The sequence below is a fragment of the Gemmatimonadales bacterium genome, from assembly GCA_019637315.1.
Lineage (GTDB): Bacteria > Gemmatimonadota > Gemmatimonadetes > Gemmatimonadales > GWC2-71-9 > SHZU01.
The window spans coordinates 81,233-101,112 of record JAHBVU010000007.1; the positions used below are offsets into that span (position 1 = coordinate 81,233).

General features: G+C 65.5%; 21 protein-coding genes. 11 read left to right on the forward strand and 10 right to left on the reverse strand.

The window, feature by feature from the left end; all coding sequences use genetic code 11:
- Positions 1-8: 8 nt before the first annotated feature.
- The 3 genes from KF785_08420 to KF785_08430 are packed head-to-tail and all read right to left on the reverse strand — an operon-like array spanning position 9 to position 2,798.
- Positions 9-1,265 carry a hypothetical protein gene (locus tag KF785_08420; GenBank protein ID MBX3146783.1) on the reverse strand — a complete coding sequence of 419 codons (1,257 nt, stop codon included), beginning with the start codon at positions 1,263-1,265 and terminating at the stop codon, positions 9-11.
- The gene (locus KF785_08425; GenBank protein MBX3146784.1) at positions 1,265-2,038 is read right to left on the reverse strand and encodes a prepilin peptidase; all 774 of its coding nucleotides are present in this window, start codon (positions 2,036-2,038) and stop codon (positions 1,265-1,267) included. The genes KF785_08420 and KF785_08425 overlap by 1 nt, the downstream gene beginning before the upstream one ends.
- On the reverse strand, positions 2,028-2,798 hold the full coding sequence (locus KF785_08430) for an RNA methyltransferase (GenBank protein ID MBX3146785.1): 771 nt from the start codon (positions 2,796-2,798) through the stop codon (positions 2,028-2,030). The genes KF785_08425 and KF785_08430 overlap by 11 nt, the downstream gene beginning before the upstream one ends.
- Here KF785_08430 and thiD point away from each other — a divergent pair.
- Positions 2,797-3,639 (forward strand): bifunctional hydroxymethylpyrimidine kinase/phosphomethylpyrimidine kinase, encoded by an 843-nt coding sequence (gene thiD, locus KF785_08435; protein ID MBX3146786.1) that lies wholly within the window; start codon positions 2,797-2,799, stop codon positions 3,637-3,639. The two genes, KF785_08430 and thiD, sit on opposite strands and share 2 nt — an antisense overlap.
- A gap of 16 nt (positions 3,640-3,655) precedes the next feature.
- On the opposite strand, the gene KF785_08440 is transcribed toward thiD, so the two are convergent.
- The 7 genes from KF785_08440 to KF785_08470 are packed head-to-tail and all read right to left on the reverse strand — an operon-like array spanning position 3,656 to position 10,612.
- The gene (locus tag KF785_08440; GenBank protein ID MBX3146787.1) at positions 3,656-4,546 is read right to left on the reverse strand and encodes a sulfite exporter TauE/SafE family protein; all 891 of its coding nucleotides are present in this window, start codon (positions 4,544-4,546) and stop codon (positions 3,656-3,658) included.
- Between the two features lie 38 nt (positions 4,547-4,584).
- Positions 4,585-5,652, reverse strand: a complete 1,068-nt coding sequence (locus KF785_08445; protein MBX3146788.1) for a tartrate dehydrogenase — start codon at positions 5,650-5,652, stop codon at positions 4,585-4,587.
- Positions 5,633-7,003: an aspartate aminotransferase family protein gene (locus KF785_08450; protein ID MBX3146789.1), complete on the reverse strand. Its 1,371-nt coding sequence runs from the start codon at positions 7,001-7,003 to the stop codon at positions 5,633-5,635. Before KF785_08450 ends, KF785_08445 begins: the two co-directional genes overlap by 20 nt.
- Positions 7,004-7,021: 18 nt before the next feature.
- Positions 7,022-7,855 (reverse strand): purine-nucleoside phosphorylase, encoded by an 834-nt coding sequence (locus KF785_08455; GenBank protein MBX3146790.1) that lies wholly within the window; start codon positions 7,853-7,855, stop codon positions 7,022-7,024.
- On the reverse strand, positions 7,852-8,877 hold the full coding sequence (add, locus tag KF785_08460) for an adenosine deaminase (GenBank protein ID MBX3146791.1): 1,026 nt from the start codon (positions 8,875-8,877) through the stop codon (positions 7,852-7,854). Before add ends, KF785_08455 begins: the two co-directional genes overlap by 4 nt.
- Positions 8,874-9,080 carry a hypothetical protein gene (locus KF785_08465; GenBank protein MBX3146792.1) on the reverse strand — a complete coding sequence of 69 codons (207 nt, stop codon included), beginning with the start codon at positions 9,078-9,080 and terminating at the stop codon, positions 8,874-8,876. Before KF785_08465 ends, add begins: the two co-directional genes overlap by 4 nt.
- 29 nt (positions 9,081-9,109) lie before the next feature.
- The gene (locus tag KF785_08470) at positions 9,110-10,612 is read right to left on the reverse strand and encodes a bifunctional metallophosphatase/5'-nucleotidase (GenBank protein MBX3146793.1); all 1,503 of its coding nucleotides are present in this window, start codon (positions 10,610-10,612) and stop codon (positions 9,110-9,112) included.
- A 106-nt stretch (positions 10,613-10,718) separates the two neighbouring features.
- Here KF785_08470 and KF785_08475 point away from each other — a divergent pair, with 106 nt between their 5' ends.
- The 10 genes from KF785_08475 (at position 10,719) to phoU (ending at position 19,871) form a co-directional block, all read left to right on the forward strand.
- Positions 10,719-11,075, forward strand: coding sequence for a winged helix-turn-helix transcriptional regulator (locus tag KF785_08475; GenBank protein ID MBX3146794.1), 357 nt, complete (start codon positions 10,719-10,721; stop codon positions 11,073-11,075).
- The gene (locus KF785_08480) at positions 11,072-11,776 is read left to right on the forward strand and encodes a response regulator (GenBank protein MBX3146795.1); all 705 of its coding nucleotides are present in this window, start codon (positions 11,072-11,074) and stop codon (positions 11,774-11,776) included. Before KF785_08475 ends, KF785_08480 begins: the two co-directional genes overlap by 4 nt.
- Entirely contained in the window at positions 11,773-13,515 is a 1,743-nt protein-coding gene (locus tag KF785_08485) for a PAS domain-containing protein (GenBank protein ID MBX3146796.1), read from the forward strand. Before KF785_08480 ends, KF785_08485 begins: the two co-directional genes overlap by 4 nt.
- A gap of 100 nt (positions 13,516-13,615) precedes the next feature.
- A complete protein-coding gene (locus KF785_08490; protein MBX3146797.1) occupies positions 13,616-14,701 on the forward strand; it encodes a hypothetical protein in 1,086 nt (361 codons plus the stop codon).
- A 106-nt stretch (positions 14,702-14,807) separates the two neighbouring features.
- Positions 14,808-15,851 (forward strand): phosphate ABC transporter substrate-binding protein PstS, encoded by a 1,044-nt coding sequence (pstS, locus tag KF785_08495; GenBank protein ID MBX3146798.1) that lies wholly within the window; start codon positions 14,808-14,810, stop codon positions 15,849-15,851.
- 65 nt (positions 15,852-15,916) lie between these two features.
- Positions 15,917-16,819: a phosphate ABC transporter permease subunit PstC gene (gene pstC / locus KF785_08500; protein MBX3146799.1), complete on the forward strand. Its 903-nt coding sequence runs from the start codon at positions 15,917-15,919 to the stop codon at positions 16,817-16,819.
- On the forward strand, positions 16,816-17,658 hold the full coding sequence (pstA, locus tag KF785_08505) for a phosphate ABC transporter permease PstA (protein ID MBX3146800.1): 843 nt from the start codon (positions 16,816-16,818) through the stop codon (positions 17,656-17,658). Before pstC ends, pstA begins: the two co-directional genes overlap by 4 nt.
- The gene (gene pstB / locus KF785_08510) at positions 17,648-18,412 is read left to right on the forward strand and encodes a phosphate ABC transporter ATP-binding protein (GenBank protein ID MBX3146801.1); all 765 of its coding nucleotides are present in this window, start codon (positions 17,648-17,650) and stop codon (positions 18,410-18,412) included. Before pstA ends, pstB (KF785_08510) begins: the two co-directional genes overlap by 11 nt.
- Positions 18,409-19,188: a phosphate ABC transporter ATP-binding protein gene (gene pstB, locus KF785_08515; GenBank protein ID MBX3146802.1), complete on the forward strand. Its 780-nt coding sequence runs from the start codon at positions 18,409-18,411 to the stop codon at positions 19,186-19,188. The genes pstB (KF785_08510) and pstB (KF785_08515) overlap by 4 nt, the downstream gene beginning before the upstream one ends.
- Positions 19,185-19,871 carry a phosphate signaling complex protein PhoU gene (gene phoU, locus KF785_08520; GenBank protein ID MBX3146803.1) on the forward strand — a complete coding sequence of 229 codons (687 nt, stop codon included), beginning with the start codon at positions 19,185-19,187 and terminating at the stop codon, positions 19,869-19,871. The genes pstB (KF785_08515) and phoU overlap by 4 nt, the downstream gene beginning before the upstream one ends.
- Positions 19,872-19,880 lie beyond the last annotated feature (9 nt).

The window sequence follows — 19,880 nt, forward strand, 5'->3', positions numbered from 1 at the left end:
CGGCACGCTCAGGGCAGCGTGGCGCGCGCCGACGGAATCGAGTCCCAGCGGCTCCAGCCCGTCGGCGCACGCACGATCCGGACACCGGGGCGGCCATCCAGTTCCAGGCGGGTCACTTCGGTTCGGTATCCGTAGCGAGCTCGCTCCGCAAAACGATCGCCGGTCAGGGTGGCGAATCGTCGGGCCGAGGTCGAGTCGTCCCAGACGCTGTAGAGCACCAGGGCCGGACCGGCGGCCGAACGATAGACACGGAACCGGTCTCCGCCCCAGCCCATCGGCAGATGGTCGAGCACTTCTCCCCCGCCCCGCAACTCGGCCGCCCAGATCTGCAGTTCGAGCTCGCCCATCGTATCCTCGTGCATCACGCCGCCAGGTGCAGTCGGGCTTGCTGCGGAGTCGGCGAACGCTACGGTCACGGGCTGATCACGGTTGAGGTATTTGATCGGATGGAGCACTTGCTCGGTCGACTGCGGCAGTTGCTCGAGCGTCGGCAGCGATCCCTTGCCCGGCTGGCCGCTCCACCAACGCATGAACTCCGCGCCACCAAGGTACGGAAAGATCAGTCCTTCGCGAAGGACCAGCGGCGCGGCGCGAAAGACAGGCATGCTCGACTGCGAGGCCCGGACCTGCTCCCGGTACTGCTGCCAGAATCCGGGATTCGCGAGCAGCCCGTCGACGCCACCGGCGGCATCGGCCTGACCCGCGAGCATCACGCCGAGCATGGCCAGCGTGGCGTGGCCTTCGAGCACCGCCTGCACTGCCGCGAGACGATCTGAGTTGGCCGAGTGCTTGAGCAGGCGGTCGAGAGGGAGTTGCTCGTGTTGCAACGCGTGCACGAGCTCGTGTGCCAGCACGAGCCGCAGCTGATCGGATTTGGCTCCCTCGACCGCATACAGCGTGGTGGAATCCGGATCGTAGTAGCCGGCGACCTGCTCTGCGTACAACGGCAGCAGCGCATCGCGAATCCGGAGTGTGTCAGGAATCAATTCGAGCAGTCGGTAAGCAGCCTCGATGCCCTCAGTCCTCGATTCAGGCATTTCCTGGTCCAGTTTGGCCAGGAGAAACGTCTGAACCTCGGCTTTGGTGCGAATGGCGAACTTGGGTTGACTCGTGAAGGAGAAGCCGACGGCCTTCTCGACATGGGGTACCAGACTGTCGACGAGGGCAGCAAGAGCATCCGTATCGAGGGCGGCATCGGCGGCGCGGCCCCGGCACCCGCCAAGGGTCAGGAGCGCCAGCAGGCACAACAGGAGATATCGACGCATCAGACCACTCCGATGAAACCCTTGTACCAGTCGATCACCGCGGGACCGACCAGGTAGGTAACCGCCGCCCCGAGCGCCAGAAAGACGCCGAAGGGCACCAGCTTCTTTTTGCCCATCAGCGCAGGCGGCAGAAAAATCAAAATCCCGACCAGTGCGCCCATGAAGATGGTGAGCAACACGCCCTGCCAGCCGAGGAACGCACCGACCATTGCCATCATCTTGATGTCGCCGCCGCCCATGGCTTCCTGCCTGAAGAGCCAGGTTCCGGCGATTCCGACCGCCCAGAGTAAGCCAAACCCGACTGCGGCCCCCAGCACTGCCGTCAACAGCGCCCCAACGCCACCGGTCGCTGCAAAGACGAGCCCGACAACGAGACCGCCCCAGGTGAACTCGTCGGGTATGATGTATTCTCGCGCATCAGTGGTCGCGATGCCGAGCAGAATGGTGAGGAAGATGGCGCCTTCCAGCGCATCGAGCGAGAGTCCGTGTCGCCAACCCATCCAGGCCCAGATCAGCGCGGTGGTCAGCTCGATGAGCGGATAGAGCGGCGCGATCGGCTCGGCACAGCTGCGACATTTACCGCGCAACCAGAGCCAGGCCAGGACCGGCACGTTGTCGTACCAGGCCAGCTGATTGCCGCAACGCGGGCAGCGGGATCGAGGCCGGACCACCGACTGCTCGGCGGGCCAGCGCACGATACAGACGTTGAGAAAGCTGCCGACCAGGGCCCCGAACAGGCCCGCAATCAGCGCCGCGATTCCGCTATCGGTCACGGGTTGCTCCGTAAAGAAAGATCCCCGCAGCGACGGCGACGTTGAGCGACTCGACGCCCGGGTCGAGGGGAATGGCAAGCCGAAGGCGGGCTTCCTGTGCCAGTCTCGAACGAAGCCCGGCCCCTTCGTTGCCGAGGATGAAGGCGACCCGGTCCGGCAGGGTAACCCGGTCGAACGACACGCCGTCTGTGGCGGTGGCGGCAATCGTCACCTCATGCTCCGCCAGCCACGCTCGGGCCGAATCCTCGTCGACCGTCACGATCGGAAGTCGAAAGCCCGCCCCCATCGAGGCCCGGAGTGTCTTGGGATTGGTCCATTCCGCGGTGCCGGGCAACGCGATCACCGCGGTGGCGCCGAAAGCGAGCGCGGTCCGGGTGATCGTGCCGACGTTTCCGGGATCCTGGAGGCCGTCGAGGACGACCAGCACCGCCCGCGCACCTACCGCGAGCCGCTCGAGCGTCCAGGCGGGAGGCGTCACCACCGCGAGCACGCCCTGCGGGTGATCCGTCGCCGCGAGGTCGGCGAGCGTTGCATCAGTCACTTCGGTGACACCGACGGGCGCCGTTAGCAATGCCCGTTTGAGGGCGCGCCCTCGTTCGGTACTTTCCAGCGCGGGGCTGGTCACGATGGCGCGACACGGGACCTGCGCCGCCAGCACCTCTTCGACGAGGCGGACACCTTCGGCAATCGCCAGACGCCGACGTTCCCGCCCCCGTCGCCGGTGGAGATCCCGAATCATGGTTTGGAGCGCGAGTCCCATGCTTCCCATAGCGCTGACGATTGCAGGGTCGGATTCAGGCGGAGGTGCCGGAATCCAGGCCGACCTGAAGACGTTCCATCAGTACGGCGTCTACGGCACGACGGCTATCGTCGCGCTCACTGCGCAGAACACGCGGGGCGTCACCGCCGTTCATCCGGTGCCGGCCGAGATGGTCGACGCGCAGCTGCTCGCATTGGCCGACGACCTTCCGCCCGATGCGGTCAAGACGGGGATGCTCGCCACGGCGCCCTTGGTCCGTCAAGTGGCCGGGGCCCTCGAACGCTTCGGATGGCGCCGCTACGTCCTCGACCCCGTCATGGTCGCCAGCTCTGGCGATCGCCTGCTCGACCGCGACGCTGAGGCTGAGATCCTAGCGAGATTGGTGCCGCGGGCGCTCCTGGTGACTCCCAATCTCGACGAGGCGACCATTCTCGCGGGCCAGCCGGTGACGGACCCGGCCTCCATGATTGCCGCCGGGCGCGTCCTGCTGGCCCACGGAGCCGGGGCCGTGCTGATCAAAGGGGGTCACCTGCCGGGCGACACGCTGGTGGACGTCCTGGTTGCCGAGGCAGGGATCTTTCAGTTCGAGCACCCGAAACTGGCCACGACCTCGACCCACGGCACGGGCTGCACACTCTCGGCGGCACTGACAGCTGGTCTGGCTCGCTGGGGCTTCGGTCGCGCGGCGCCGGCGGCACCCGAGTTTTCCGAGCTGGTGGCGATCGTGCAAGACGCCCTGGACTTCCTGCAACGCGCCATCGCGGCAGCGCCGTCCCTCGGCAGCGGGCACGGCCCGGTCGACCACTGGACCGTGCCCGGTTCCCTCGGGCGGCCTCGCTGATCCACCCGTTCGGCTGCTACTTCAGCGGCACCGCCACCGGCTCGGGTTCCTTGCGCATCGCCGCCCGCAACATCGTCACCGCTGCGTAGAGCACGACGACCATCACGAGCCACCTGAGGGCAACCAGCGGCAGCGATTTGACGATGAACGCCGCCAGCAAGACGGCCGGGAGACCGCCGATGGTGAGACCCAAGGCGGCCCGAAGGTCATACCGACCCGCCCGGATGAAGCGCATCCCGGCAATCGGCATCAGGAAGGCGCACGAGCCCATCATGATCGGAAAGGCCGCGATCGGGTTCATCCCGAGCAGGCTGATCATGATCAGGCAGGGTGCAAACAGGCCAATGCCGAGCGTCATGAGCGCACCAAGCAAGAAGTTGCCGGCGATCCCGATACCGAGCAGCGTACCGCGCAAGGCCAGCTCGTTACCGCCTTCCGGGCCCAGGTTCATGTTGCGCATGAAGAACAGCAGCGCGGCCGCGAGCAGCGCCGTACCCATACCCCACTGGATCCGGCGTCTCGGCCACTGCGCGACGAAGCCGGCTCCAACCCACGACCCCAGGACAGCCGCGATGATCAGCACCAGCAGCGTGACGAACTCGACCTCGACGATCTGGATGTAGATCAGCGCCTGCGTGATGGCCGCCATGCTGTGGCCGACGTTGAGGGTGCCCGGAATCTTTTCGTCCGGCACCGACCGGGAGAACTTGAACCATGCGGTGGTTGGGGCAAAGGACCCGATACCGAGGGTATCGAAGAACGCCGTCACCATGCCGATCAATACTTGCTTCGCAGCCGGGAGTGTGACTTTGCCATGGGTCCGCTTGACTGCGGTGATCCAGTACGCGACGAATCCGATGGTAACCAGGATGAGCAGCAGCAACAGCACGTTCTTCGGGTCGGCCATCGGCTCACTACCTCGGGAATGTGGAAGGGGAACTGCCCTCAATGAAACGCGGCAATCAGGGCACGAGTGACCTCGGCAGTGCTCGCGGTGCCGCCAAGATCTGGAGTACGGACCTTGCCCGTCTCGAGCACCCGATCGACTGCCTGGCGGATGACGCGCGCGGCGGCGAGCTGCTCGAGGTGGTCGAGCATCATGGCAGCTGCCAGGACCGTCGCGATCGGATTTGCGACGCCCAGCCCCGCAATGTCCGGAGCCGAACCATGCACCGGCTCGAACATGCTCGGTCCGGTGCGGCTGGGGTCGAGATTGGCGCTGGGCGCCAGGCCCAGTCCGCCGACGACCGCAGCCGCCAGGTCCGAAAGGATATCGCCGAACAGATTACTCGCCACGATGACATCGAACTGATCGGGGCGACGAACCAGATCCATCGCGGCGGCGTCGACCAGCAGTGACTCGGTTGTCACATCCGGGTACTGCGCTGCCGTCTCGCGGAACACCTCGTCCCACAGCACCATGCCGTGGGCCTGCGCGTTCGACTTGGTGATCGAGGTCAGCTTGCCACGCCGACCCCGCGCCGCCACGAACGCCGCCCGGATGATGCGGGCGGTACCCCGCCGGGTAAAGACGTTACCCTGCACCGCGACCTCGGCGTCGGTGCCTCGATGCACTCGTCCGCCGACATCGGCGTACTCGCCTTCGGTGTTTTCCCGATAAACGACCAAGTCGACCGAACCGGGGCCGAGCCTGCGGAGCGGCGACTCGACTCCCGGATGCAGCACCACGGGACGAACGCAGAGAAACTGGTCGAAGCGGCGGCGAATCGGAAGCAGCAAGCCATGCAGCGTGACGTGATCCGGAACCCGGGGGTCGCCCACCGCACCGAGCAGGATCGCGTCGGCGGCGGCCAACTCGGCGAGGCCATCCGCCGGCATCATGACGCCGTGGGCCAGCCAGTAGTCGGAACCCCAGGGCAGCCGGCGCCAGCGGCAGCGACCGGCGCCTAACGCCGCATCGACGACCTCGACCGCGGAGGCGACGACCTCAGCTCCGATGCCGTCGCCGGGAATGACGGCAACCTCGAATGGCTCAGAGCGTGCGGGCGACATCACCGATGGCTTGGTCGACCACCTCGACGATCTCATCGGCTTGCTCCGCAGTCAGGATCAGCGGCGGTGAGAAGGTCAGGACATCGTTGATGTTCCGGAGGATCACGCCGAGTTCCTGCGCCCGCCGCTGCACCTTGCCGCCGACGGAACCGGCAGGTTTGAACGGTTCCTTCGACGCGCGCGACTTGACCAGTTCGACCCGCGCGAGCAGACCGATACCGCGCACGTCGCCGACCATCTCGTGCGACCGGAGTCGCTCGAGGCCGTTCAACAGATGGCGACCGACGACCGCCGCGTTCTCGGGCAACTGCTCCCGTTCGACGATGGCCAGGTTCGCAAGAGCAGCGGCGGCGGCCGTGGCATGCCCGGTGTAGGTGTTGCCATGGCGCAGTTCTTTGCCGTCGCCGGGCGTACCCAGGAAGGCCTCGTAGACCTCATCGCGGCAGAGCGTTGCCCCCATCGGGATGTAGCCGCTGGTGATGCCCTTGGCAAAGCACATCAGATCAGGCTGCACTCCGTAGGTGCGGGACCCGAACCAGGTTCCGGTGCGCCCGAATCCGGTGATTACCTCATCGGCGATCAACAGCACGTCATACTCGGTGCAAATGGCTCGGCACTTGGCGAGATAACTGGCCGGCGGGACCACCACGCCGCCCGCGCCCTGAACCGGCTCAGCCATGAACGCGGCCACAGTGTCCGGGCCTTCGAACTCGATCTGCTTTCGGAGAGCGTCCGCCGCAGCGACCGACACCTCCTCCTCGGTCAGGTCCGCACCGAAATCGTTGCGATAGCAGTTGGGGTCCGCAATGTGACTGAACCCCGGCAGCAACGGCTCGAAGGCACGCCGATTGGCCGACACACCGGTGGCGGACAGCGCACCCATGGTGACGCCGTGGTAGGCATTCCGACGTGCGATGAACTTGTACTTGCCACCCTTGCCGCGATTCTTCCAGTACTGCCGCGCGATCTTGATGGCGGTTTCGACCGCCTCTGATCCGCTGTCGGAATAGAAGACCTTGCCCATTCCCTCCGGCCCCGCCAGCCGAACCAGGCGATCGGCCAGTTCGATGGCGGGCTCGTTCGAGAACCCCTGGAAAAGGCTGAAGAAGGCGAACTTCTGCATCTGGCGGTACGCGGCGTCGGCAATCTCGTTGCGCCCGAAACCGACGTTCATGAGCCAGAGGCTGGCGTGTGCATCGAGATACCGGCGCCCACCCACGTCGTAGAGGTAGACGCCCTCACCGCGATCGAAGATGAGCGGCCCCTGATCGAGCACCGTCTGCATCTGCATGAACGGGGTCCAGAGCGCACGCTGATGCTTGGCCGCCAGGCCAGTCGATTCCGCCGTCATTCCCTGTCTCCGAAGTTGTTACAGCGCAGCAATCACACCCTCGATCAGCCGACCGATGGCGTCGCCGGTTTGCCCGGCCATATCCATGACATCCGTATGTGACAAAAGCGCAGCCGTGACACCCGCCGCAGGGTTGGTGACGGACGAAATACCGAGGCAGCGAATCCCCAGACTGCGGGCCGCAATCACCTCAGCCACCGTAGACATGCCCACCGCATCGCCCCCCAGACGCTCCAGCATGCGGATTTCCGCAGGCGTCTCGTAGTTGGGGCCGAGCAGCCCGACATAGATGCCCTGAGCCACCGCAACGCCGAGCCGCCCGGCAACCCGCTCGGCGAGGCTGCGCAGCTCTGCGTCGTAGGCCACCGTCATGTCCGGAAACCGACTCTCGCCGCTTCGGACCGGCCCGATCAGCGGATTCCGACCGGTCAGATTGATGTGGTCCGAGATCAGCATCACCGTTCCTGCCGCGAAGGCACGGTTGATACCGCCCGTGGCGTTCGTCACGATCAGGGTACGAACACCAAGCGCAGCAAAGACGCGAACCGGCAGGACAGCCTCTGCCGCGGAATACCCCTCGTACATATGAAAGCGACCGCTCTGGCCGATCACGACCTTGCCGCCCAGCCGACCGACGACCAGCTCACCACGATGACCCGCCACGGTCGGGAGGTGAAAGCCGGGAATTTCTCCGTACCCGATCCGGATCGGCTCGGCAATCCGATCGGTGAGGGCGCCAAGCCCCGACCCCAGGACGATCGCAACCTCGGGAGCACGTCCTCCCAACTGTCGCTCGATGTGTGCTACCGCTGCGCGCACCGCGTTGGCCGATCCCGGCTGGAGGTCCGTCATGCGATATCCGCAAGCTCCGCACGCACTCGCTCGACCAGGGCGCGCTTACTCTGAGGTGGAAGGAAGGCGGCCTCGAAGCCGTTCAGGATCAAGCGGTCGATCTCGTCACGATTGAAGCCGAGAGCCTGGTGCGCCAGCCAGTACTCGTCCGTCAGGCTGACGCCGCACATCAGCCAGCTGTCGGTACAGAGTGTCGCCGGGATGCCAAGGTCCAGATAGCGGCGGACCGGGTGCTCTGCCGCGCTTCGGACGACCCGGGTCTGCAGGTTGCTCGTGAGGTTGATCTCGATCGGAATTCCGGCCGATGCAACCCGACACTCGAGCTCCGGATCCTGGTACAGCCGAGTCCCATGCCCCAGCCGCTGAGCATGACAACGATCGATGGCCTCGGCAATCGACGGCGGCCCCGCCGCCTCGCCGGCGTGAACGGTTATTGCCAGACCGCCCGCCTTGGCCACGTCGAATGCCCGGGAGTGTACCCCGGGCATCCGACCCGCTTCGTCGCCGGCCAGATCGAACCCAACGACGCCGTGCGCCCGCATCCGGACCGAATGCTCGGCAACTACCACCGACAGTTCCGGCGCATAGTGTCTGAGCGAGCAGTTGATGATGCCGACGACAACACCGAACTCAGCCTGCCCGCGGCTCAGGCCGCGCCACTCGGCCTCGACCACCTGATCCATCGTCAGCCCGCCTTTGGTGCTCAGGTGCGGGCAGTACCTGACTTCCAGGTAGCGCAGGTTGTCACGCGCGGCGTCCTCGACCATCTCGTAGGCCACCCGCTCGACCGCCTCGGGCGTCTGCAGCAGCGGAACCGTCAGATCGAAACGATGGAGAAAGTCGGCCAGGTTGGTCGCGTCGTCAACGACCATGTACCGGCGGAGCGCGTCCGGGTCCGTCGTTGGAAGCGTCAGCCCCTGATCGGCAGCAAGGGCAATCATCGTTTCGGCTCGAAGCGAGCCGTCCAGGTGCACGTGAAGCTCCGCCTTCGGCAGCCGGGCGATCAGCTCCCGCGTGATCATGCGTCCGACGTCGCCTCCGGCAGGTCACGTGTGGCGCTCACGATGACGCGAAGGATGTCACCGGCCGCGAGGATCTCGGACGGATCACGTCGGATGCCCCGGCCATCGGTCAGATAGGCTCGGCCGGCCTCGGCCGCCTCGGCATAGCGCGGATCCGCCTGCGCAGCTGCTGCTCCGGCCGTCGTACCCGGTGCGACGAACAAACTTCCGCTATTCACAAAGACAGGTATTGTCACCGCTTCACCAGAATCCATCGTTTGTCGCTCGGGCCGCGAACCGGACCGGGCTGCCGCTCGAACCAGGCGACCAGGGCTTCGAGCGCCCCGGTGTCGACCACCTGGTAATCGAGGCCCGCGAACATGGTATAGCCACTGCCGCCCCCGAAGAGAAAATCCGAGACAGCCAGCGTGTAGGTTCGATCATTGCGAACCAGCCTCCCGCCAACCGTCCGCATCTCGACGACCCGCTGCCCCTGCGGTCGAGCAGGGTCGTAACGGACCCGCATGCCTGAGAGATGCGCATCCGGCCGGCCATCGGCCAGGGCGTGCTCGACCATCCGGCGCACTACCGCCCCGTTCACGCGGACCCGCAGCATCTGGTTACCGAACGGCTGCAGCTCGAAAAGGTCGCTGTAGGTGACCGGGCCGGCCAGGAGCGAGCGACGGATCCCGCCGTTGTTCATCAGGGCAAAGTCGGCGCCGACCGCCTCCCGCTGCGCATCTGCGATCAGATTGCCCAGGGTGTACTCGACTCCACGCGCCGTGGTGAGGGCCGACGCCAGGTTGGCCACCACTCGGCGAGCCATCGGGCCGGTCTGGGCGTCGTAGCGGGCCACCAGTTCGCCCGCGGCCGAATCAGGCCGCACCGCATCGGCGTAGACGGTCTCGACCCGGACGGTCCAGCGTCGACCGCCATCAGCCGCCTGCACCAGATCGACGACGCCGACGGCGGTGCCGTTGGCCCGCGCCGAGACGATCGGGACGCCGCGCTGGATCGTGCTGATCAGCGTGTGGGTATGGCCCGCCACGATCAGATCGAACGCCGTCGAATCGTACTGCCTGGCAAGCGAGACGATCTCGCCTTTGCAGGCCAGCGAATCGCAAAACGCGCCTTCATGCGCAACCAGAACGGTGAAGTCCGGCTGCGCAGCTTTGACGGCAGCAAGCGCATCGGCAATGGCGTCCGGCGCCTCGCGGAACTCCAAGCCACGGACGTGCCGCTCTATCACGATCGACTTGGTCGCGGTCGTCAGGTACCCGACCACACCGATGCGATAGGGCCCCTTGTCGATGATCGCATACGGCCTGGCCCAGGCAGGCCGGGAGCCGGTCGTCGAATCGAAGACGTTGGCTGCCAGCCAGGCATAGCGGGCCTCCGCCACCCGCGCCGCCAGGGTGTCGGCGCCCCAATCGAGTTCATGATTGCCGATGGCCGCCGCATCGAGTCCGAGCAGGTTCATGGCCTCGACCACCGAGCGCCCATACATCAGATTGGAGCCGAGACTGCCCTGCAGCTGGTCGCCGGCATCGAACCGGAGTGTCGGGCACCCGCAATCAGCCTCGAGGCTGTCCATCATGCCCTTGAGCGCCGCGAGGCCGCCGATCGGACGCCCGTTGGACCAGGGGAGGACGCGAGACCCGAGCGCACCGTGGAAGTCGTTGATCGACAGGACTCTGAGCACCACAGAGTCGACAGGCGCGGCCAGCAGTGATGCGGCGAGAAACAGGGTCAGCATGGCCACAAAACATAGACGCGACCGCCGGCCCTGGCGAGGCAGCGTCACAGTCCTGTCACGTGCCTTGTAGGGCGGCCGGCCGGCTTCCATATTCGTTGCGACGCATATGACCGCTCAGCCTTCTTCGGTCGATCTTCTGGCCACCGTCGCGGAACCGACTCGGCTCCGAATCCTCAACTGCCTGGCGGCGGCCCCGCTATTCGTCTCCGATCTGCAGGACGTCCTCGACCTGCCGCAACCGACGGTCTCACGCCACCTGACCGTGCTCAAGCGCGCCGAGCTGGTTCAGGATACGTCCGTCGCGCCGTTCGTCCTCTACCGTCTGAGCCGAGACACCGGTGTGCTGGGCCGCTTGATGAGAACCATTCTTGATACCGTCGCGACCGAGAGTGATTTCCGTCGCGAACGAGACCTGGCTCTGGAACGGAGCCGCAGCCGAGGAAAGAAGCTACCGAAGCGATGAGCCATCGCATCCTTGTCGTCGACGACGAACCGGATATCACTGCCCTGGTCGCCTATCACCTGGCGAAAGCCGGCTACCGGGTGTCGACCGCGGCAAACGGCACCGACGCACTGCGCGCCGCGGCCGAGCAGCGCCCGGATGTCATTGTACTCGATCTGATGCTCCCCGGTTTGTCGGGTTTGGATGTGCTGCAGGCCCTCCGCAAACAGGAGGAAACCCGGGACGTCGGCGTGATCCTCCTGACAGCCCGGCGCGAAGAGGCCGATCGGATCCGAGGACTCTCGCTCGGTGCGGACGACTACCTGACCAAGCCCTTCTCTCCCAACGAGCTCACCCTCCGCGTGGCGGCCATCATTCGGCGACTCGCCGCCCCAGCGGTTGCGGGTGGCTCACAGGTTTCGGCCGGGCCGCTCACGATCGACCGGTCGGCTCACCGCGTCACCGTGGATGGCGAGGACCTGCAGCTCACGGCCACCGAGTACAAGCTGCTGGTTACCCTGCTCGAGCGGCGTGGTCGGGTCCAGACCCGACCGCAGCTCTTGGAAACGGTCTGGGACGCGCAGCCCGACATCCAGACCCGCACGGTCGACATGCACGTGCAGCGCCTCCGCACCAAGCTGGGCTCCGCCGGCGACCTGATCGAAACCGTACGCGGCTTCGGCTACCGGTTCACCGCACCGGAGAAGGCCCGCGCCCGGTGACCTACGCCGGGCGGGTGGCGACCGGCACCTTCATCGTTCTGGTCGCCACGGTGGTCGGGGTGCTCGGGGCCGTCGGCTACTCGGTTCGACGCGACCTGGAGCGCGACACCCGCGCGAGCCTCGAGCGCAAGGCCGCGCTGGTCGCGATGGCTCTCCCGAGAGATTCGCTGGCCTGGCAACGCACCGCGGAGGCGGTCGCGAGTCGAACCGGTATTCGTATCACGGTGGTCGATGGGACCGGTCGGGTCCGGGCAGAGTCCGAGGCCACTGCGGCCGACCTCGCCAGGATCGAGAACCATCTCAACCGCCCGGAGATCGTGGCCGCCCTGGGGGGCCAGCCCAGCGAGGATCGACGGCCCAGTGCTTCGATGGGCGTGCCGTCCATGTATGTCGCCGTTCCCGGCGGTCCGGGCGCGATCCGAGTCGCGATGAGCCTGGAGGGGGTCGACCGGTCGGTTCGCACGGCGCAGCGCCCGATCCTGATTGCCGGCCTGATCGCGCTGCTGCTGGGTCTTCCCCTGGCCTACCTGGCGGCCCGGCGCGTCGTGCGCCCTTTGACCGAAATCGCAACAGCTGCGCGCAGGATCGCATCGGGCGAGTCCCCGGAGTTCCCCTATGCGGGCATCCCCGACATCGACCGTCTCACGGCTGATCTGCACGCCATGCACGATCAGCTGGCAGGGCGCTTCGAGAACCTCCGCCGCAAGCAATCCGAAACAGCCGCCATCGTCGACTCGATGGTCGAGGGGGTGCTCTCGTCGGACGCCAAGGGCCGAATCATCACGGCCAACCCTGCGGCTCGGCGCCTGCTTGGGTTTCGCGACACCGAGCCGATGCCCGACCTGCCCCTCATCTTCCGAACCAAGGATGCGCGCGACCTGATCGACCGGGTTCTCGAAGGCACCGCCATCGCCGATCGCGAAATCACCTGGGGAGAGCGCACCTATCTCATGAACGCCCGGCCGCTCCCCACCGGGGGTGCGGTGGTGGTGCTGCACGATCTGACGCACCTCAAGCGCCTGGAAACGGTTCGCCGGGATTTCGTCGCCAACGTTTCCCACGAACTCAAGACGCCGCTGACGGCGATTTCCGGCTACGCGGAAACCTTGCTGGCCGACGATACGGATCCGGAAACCGCCCGGCGGTTCCTCGACACCATTCTCTCCAATGCCCGTCGGATGCAGCGACTGGTCGACGACCAGCTCGATCTGTCCCGGATCGAGTCCGGGGCCTGGACCCCGGCCAACGAGCAGGTCGCGATCGAGCCGACCGCCGCCGACGCCTGGGCCGTGGCCGCCTCGGCATCGAGCAACCGGCCGTCGTTCTCGGTCGACCTCGCGGACGACTGTCAGTTCGTCCCCGGCGACCCCGACGCGGTCCGGCAGATCTTCCGAAACCTGCTCGAAAACGCCATCCGCTACACGCCGACAGGCGGCTCGGTCACCGTCCGAGCCGCGCGCGACGGTGCCGGCATCCGGATCTCCGTCGCAGATACAGGAAGCGGTATCGCATCAGACCATGTGCCGCGCATCTTCGAACGCTTCTATCGGGTCGACGCGAGCCGGGCCCGAGCTCAGGGCGGCACGGGTCTCGGACTTGCCATCGTCAAACACCTGGTCGAGAACCAGGGCGGCCGGATCTGGGCCGAAAGCGCGCTGGGACGCGGTACAACGGTTCATATCTGGTGGCCCTCCCGATCTCCTCACGAAACTGGGGCCGCCCAGCCCCACGTTACCTGAACGTGACGATTAATTGACACGGCAGTGACCGCCGCGTCACATTCTTCGCCTGGTTTCGTTACATCTACAACCACAGCGAAGATTTCCAGGACTCACATCGATGCGGATCTGGCTCGGCGCGTTGCTGGCGGCGGGGGCGGCTGGCGGACTGTCAGCGCAGCGGTATCCAGCGATCGTACTGAATGGACGGCTGCAAACTCAGGGCTACGCCTTCTCCAGCGAGAACCCGGGAGCCTCCAGCAACTTCTTCATCCGACGGGCCCGAATCCAGGTCGACGCCAACATCTCGGACCGCCTCAGCCTCGTCATTCAGCCCTCGTTCGAAGGTGGTCGACCGGGCGGCGTACGACTCAGGGATGCCTTCGTCGACCTGCGGCTGACCCAGCCCGAGTCCAAGACCGGTCTCTTCCTCCGAACTGGCGCCGAGAAGGTTCCCTTTGGTCGCTACGAGTTGCTGTCGTCGAACAATCTTCCGTCGATCGAGCGAAATGCGGGGCGAGGCCTGGCGCAGTCAGCAGCCTACAACCTCTTCGAGGCTGGCGGCTTCATCCAGACCGATCTTGGCGCATCGCTCCGACTGGTCCACCCGCTCGGCGCGGGACGGACCATGGCGGTCAAGGCCGGGATCTACAACGGCGAGGGCGAAAGCCTGAGTGACGTCAACGACGCGAAGTCCTTCGGCATCCGGACGACCGCTGACCTCACTCCGAAGCTCGGCGTAGGCTTCGCCTGGTATTCCCACGAGGGCGTCGTCACGGTGCAGCCCGGAATCACCGACAGCGGCTTCCGCAACCGGGCCATCGGTCTCGACGCTCAGTGGGGTAAACCCGGTGACCGGGGTCTCTTTGCTGTGGTCGATTATCTGTCAGGCGAGGACGACTCGGCCGACCGGAACCCGATTCGCGGGCTTTCGGCGGTCACGGCGTACCACGTTCGCCTCGCTCCAGGCCGGACCGTTTACGCGGTCGAACCTGTCGTTCGGTTCGACTGGGCCGACCCGAATGCCAACGCTCCTCGAAACGGCTCGATGCTCCTGTCAGCTGGAGTTAACCTGTACCTCACGGCTCGAGCCCAGGTCCGACTGATGTTCGAGCGGCAGAACCCCGAGGCGCCCGGAGCGCCGACGATTTCAGGTCTCCGTGGCGCCATGACGGTTAATTTTGAAACGTTACCACTGACGCCTTAGCAAACCTCCCGCCAGATACCCCCTGTTGACGTGTTTGTGATCTGATTGTGACGAACGGCTGGTTAGTTCAAGCGCGGTTTGACTGACCTCGAGCAAGGAGCATACGGTGAGGATCGATCGCACGGCGGCACTGATCGGCTTTGTCACATTCGGCTCAGTGGGTGCAGCCCAGTGTCAAGCCAACTTGAACGGGGCAGGTGCCACCTTTCCCAATCCCGTCTATACCCGCTGGTTTCAAGCCTACGCTCAGAAGACCGGTGTCAAGATCAACTATCAGTCGATTGGCTCGGGCGGCGGCGTACGCCAGTTCACTCAAGGAACCATCGATTTCGGGGCGACCGACGGCCCCATGACCGACGAGCAGATCGCTGCGGCCAAGGGCAACGTCGCGCACCTGCCGACCGTACTCGGCGCGGTCGTACTCACCTACAACGTGCCGGGTCTTGGTACGACGCCTCTCAAGCTCGACGCCGCGACGATCGCCGACATCTTTCTCGGCAAGATTACCAAATGGAACGATGCCCGGCTCGTGGCGCTCAACCCGGGAATCAAGCTGCCCAATCAGGACCTGATCGTGGTGCACCGGTCTGATGGCTCGGGCACTACCTACGTATTTACGGACTATCTGGCCAAGGTGTCGCCGGACTGGCGCTCTCGGGTCGGAACCTCGACGGCGGTCAACTGGCCCAAGGGCCTGGGCGGGCGTGGCAACGAAGGCGTGACGCAGCAGGTCAAGCAGTTGCCTGGTGCGATCGGCTACGTCGAGCTCGTCTATGCCATTGCCAACAAGCTGCCCCACGCCATCGTCAAGAACAGCGCCGGGGAGTTCGTCGACGCCACGCTGGAGTCGGTCACGGCCGCTGCCGCCGGCGCCTCGCTGGCCAAGAACACCGATTTCCGGGTCTCGATTACCGATGCGAAGGGGGCAAACGCCTATCCGATCGCCTCGTTTACCTGGCTCCTGGTGTATGTCGACAACGCCAATCCGGCCAAGGCCAAGCTGATTCGCGACTTCGCGGTCTGGATGCTGACGCCTGAGGCCCAGGGTATGGCCAAGGCCCTCGGCTACGCACCGCTGCCGGCCGAGGTCGCCGGCCTGGTTCGGGAGCGGCTCAAGACGCTCAAGGCCGGCGGCAAGGCCATCGCGTGACCAGCGGCTCCGACGGCACTCCGGCAGTGGCCGGAGTGCCCCTCGAGGGACGCAACATCGGAGATATGGTCTATCGCGGCGTCCTGACGGCCGCCGCGATTGCCATCCCGACCCTGCTGGCATTTCTGGTCTATGAACTCTGGATCGGTGCCGAGCTGGCGATCAGCCGCTTCGGTTTCGACTTCATCACCGGCACGACCTGGGACCCGGTCGCCGAAGAGTTTGGGGCGTTCCCGCTCATCGTCGGCACACTGGTTTCCGCTGCGCTTGCCCTGGTCATTGCGGTTCCCTTGTCGCTGGGCGTCGCGATCTACCTGACCGAGTTCAGTCCGAGCTGGCTCCGGCAGCCGGTCTCCTTCGTGATCGAGCTCCTGGCCGCGATTCCGAGCGTGGTCTACGGCCTGTGGGGCATCTTCGTCCTGATTCCGTTTCTCCGCGCCACCGTATTTCCGTTTCTCCGCGACACCTTGGGCTTTCTGCCCTTCTTCCAGGGGCCGATCTACGGCAACTCGATGCTCGCGGCAGGAATCATCCTTGCCATCATGGTGATGCCCTACATCATGTCGGTGTCGCGGGAAGTCCTGATGGCAGTGCCGTCCAGCCAGCGCGAAGCGGCGCTCGGGCTGGGTGCCACCCGATGGGAAGCGGCCTGGACCGCCGTGGTGCCGTACGCCCGCTCGGGCATCATTGGCGCCGTGATTCTCGGTCTTGGCCGGGCGCTTGGCGAAACCATGGCGGTCACGATGCTGATCGGCAACCGGCATGAGATCGTCGCCTCGCTCTTTGCGCCGGGCTACACCATGGCGGCCGTGATTGCGAACGAGTTCAGTGAGGCTTCGACCGATCTGCACTTCTCGGCGCTGACCTATGTTGCCTTTACGCTGTTCCTGGTCACCGTTCTCGTCAATGCGGGAGCGCGGCTCTTGATCTGGCGTGTGTCCCGCGGCGGAGGCGGCAACTCCGCATGAACCGTCTGATCTGGCGCCGTTGGAAGAGCCGCCTGATGGTCGGCGCAATGATGGGCGCGGTCGTGATTGCCGTCACCCCGCTGATCCTGATCCTCGGCACCCTGTTCGCCAAGGGCGCCAGCAGCATCAACCTGGCGTTCTTCACCTCCCTGCCGGCCCCCCCAGGCGAAGCGGGCGGCGGGGTGGCGCACGCCATCGTCGGCACGCTGATGATGGTGGCCACCGGCGCGCTGATTGGTCTTCCCGTCGGGGTCGGAGCCGGGATGTACTGCGCCGAGTATCCCCGAAGCCGGTTGGCGACGGTGAGCCGCTTCGTGGCCGACGTGATGAACGGCACGCCGTCGATCGTCGTCGGCGTCTTCATCTGGACCCTGATCGTGGCCAAGCAGAAGCACTTCTCCGGTTTTGCGGGGAGCGCGGCACTCGCGATGATCATGATCCCGATGGTGATGCGCACCACGGAAGAGATGATCAAGCTGGTGCCCCACGCGCTGCGTGAAGCGGCGCTGGCGCTGGGATATCCCTACTGGCGGACCGGCTTGACCGTGGTGATTCGGACCTGCTTGCCGGGCATCGTGACGGGCAGCCTGCTCGCTATTGCCAGGGTGGCTGGGGAAACGGCGCCGCTCCTCTTCACCGCGCTGGGCAGTCAGTTCATGAACACCAACCTCAACGAGCCGACCGCCGCGCTGCCGCTGACCGTCTACACCTATGCCACCGGTCCGTACGAGGAGTGGCACCGGATTGCCTGGGCCACGGCGCTGGTGCTGATCCTCGTGGTGCTGGTCCTGAGCCTGCTCGCACGACTCGCAACCCGGCAGCGATTCGATGTCCGATAGTTCGGTTCGTCTCTCTACCGATTCGCTGACCGCGTTCTACGGCAACTTCGCGGCGGTGCGCGATGTCAGCCTGGGCTTTCGCGCTAACCAAGTCCACGCTCTGATCGGCCCGTCCGGGTGCGGCAAGTCTACCTTCCTCCGCACCCTCAACCGGCTGCACGAAGTCGGCGGAGGTCGGGTGACCGGCACGGTTCGACTGGACGATCTCGACATCTATGGCGGGCGGGTCAGTCTGACCCAGCTTCGGCGCCGGATCGGCATGGTCTTCCAGAAGCCGACGCCGTTCCCGACCATGTCGATCTACGAGAATGTCGCGGCCGGCCTCAAGGTCGGCACCCGTCGGTCGCGTCAGGAAAAGGACGCGACTGTCGAGCGGGCCCTCCGCTATGCCGGCCTCTGGGACGAGGTCAAGGACCGGCTGACCGCGAGCGCCGTGGCGTTGTCCGGCGGGCAACAGCAGCGGCTCTGCATTGCGCGGACCGTCGCCCCGGCTCCCGACGTGGTCCTGCTCGACGAGCCAACCTCGTCGCTCGACCCGCAGGGCACTCAGCGAATCGAAGAGCTGCTCTTCACCCTGAAAGAGCACTTTACGATTGTGATTGTGACCCACAACATGCAGCAGGCTGCCCGCGTCTCGGACACCACCAGCTTTTTCTACCTGGGGCAACTGATCGAAACCGGACCGACCAAGCAGATCTTCACGGCTCCGACTCAGGAACGTACCGAAGCGTACATCACGGGACGGTTCGGATGACGGCGCGGGAAGCACCGATGGGCACACCGGCGGTGCAGGCCGACGACTTCACGTTCCACTATGGTGAACGTCAGGTGCTGCACGGTATCTCGCTCGCCATTCCCGCGCGCGCGGTTACGGCCATCATCGGCCCATCGGGATGCGGCAAGTCGACTTTTCTGCGATCGATCAACCGGATGAACGATCTGATCGTGGGCGCCCGCTACGGCGGCGCCATCCGAGTTGGCGATGACGAGGTGGTCGGCGGCAATGTGGACCTGGTGTCATTGCGCCGCAAAGTCGGGATGGTCTTTCAGCGTCCCAACCCGTTTCCGAAGTCGATCTTCGACAACGTGGCATACGGCCCCAAGCTGAATGCGCTGGTGCGCAAAGCGGAGTTGCCCGACCTGGTTGAACATTGCCTGCGCCAGGCCGCCCTGTGGGATGAGGTCAAGGACCGCCTCAACCAACCGGCGCTGGGCCTGTCGGGGGGGCAGCAGCAGCGCCTCTGCATTGCGCGGGCGCTCGGCAATCGCCCGGACGTGCTATTGATGGATGAGCCCTGCTCGGCCCTCGACCCGATTGCGACGCAGCGGATCGAGGAGCTGCTGCTCGAACTCCAGCAGGATTACACTATCGTTATCGTTACCCACAACCTGCAGCAGGCCGCCCGGGTTTCCAGCCGGACCGCGTTCCTCGAGGCAGGCAGGGTGGTCGAGTATGATACCACGAGTCATATCTTTACCGCGCCACGCGAGCCGCGGACCGAGGCATACATCACGGGGAGGTTCGGATGAGTCCGGACGTTCATCGGCATTTCCACGACGAGTTGAGTCAGGTCAAGGTCCGACTGCTGACCCTCTCGGGTGAAGCAGAAGCAGCCGTACAGGGCGCCGTCGAAGCGTTGCTGGACCGCGACGCCGAAAAAGCCAAGCGAGTCATCCAGGGCGATCGGGTCATCGACGCCATGGAGATGGAAATCGAAGAGCTCTGCCTGAGCCTGCTCGCTCTGCAGCAGCCGATGGCGCGGGATCTTCGCCTGCTGGTCGCGGCCATCAAGATTGCCAACGATCTGGAGCGGGTCGGCGACCACGCCGTCAATATCGCGCAGACGGCGGAGCGGCTGGTCCAGAGCCGGCCGATCACGCCGGAGCCGGAGATCATCGAAATGGCCCGCCTGGCGCGTGAGATGCTCTCGGACGCGCTCGATGCCTTCGTGCGTGGCGACCCCGCAGCCGGACGAGCGGTCTGCCTGCGCGACGACAAGGTCGATGCCCTGAACCGCTCCACGTTCCGGATCCTGCTGACGCACATGATGGAAGATCCGCACGCAATCGGCGCGGCCATGAGTCTGTTCCTCGTCTCCCGCAACCTGGAACGCATTGCGGACCTGGCAACCAACATCGGTGAGGAAGTGGTCTTCCTGGTCGAAGGAAAATCGATCAAGCACCATGCGGAGGAGTTCGGCGGCGACAGCTGAACTCCCCGC